This window comes from Lactiplantibacillus sp. ME-2 (assembly GCF_022549155.1).
In the GTDB taxonomy this organism is placed as follows: domain Bacteria; phylum Bacillota; class Bacilli; order Lactobacillales; family Lactobacillaceae; genus Lactiplantibacillus; species Lactiplantibacillus plantarum.
Genome location: NZ_JAKZEQ010000151.1, coordinates 1 through 285, shown reverse-complemented (window position 1 = coordinate 285; position 285 = coordinate 1). Strand labels below are relative to the sequence as shown.

Here is a 285-nt window from a genome sequence, read left to right as displayed (position 1 = left end):
GCAAAATATTGGCGTTGATACCAGCAACTACTCACTCGGTTACGTGGCCACCTGGGCTAAAGATAAAGCCGTGATCCATAGTGCTTTAAGTGAGATCCAGCAAGTTAGCAACAAAGTGATTGAGCTTAGTGACGGGTTAACCAAACAATTAGGCTTACAAGAAGCCCAAAAAGAACCTGAGCATGATCTAAAAAAGCTATCAGCCCAAGCACTTAATCAGTCATATCAAGGCTTGCAACAACAAGTTCAGCAAGCAAGGAACCCACAACAAAAATCAGAACTAAA

The 285-nt window shown here is 42.1% G+C and carries 1 pseudogene; it reads left to right on the top strand.

Annotation, left to right across the window (positions count from 1 at the left end):
- A pseudogene (locus MMY95_RS15765) lies at positions 1-285 on the top strand (LtrC-like protein); the annotation flags it as partial.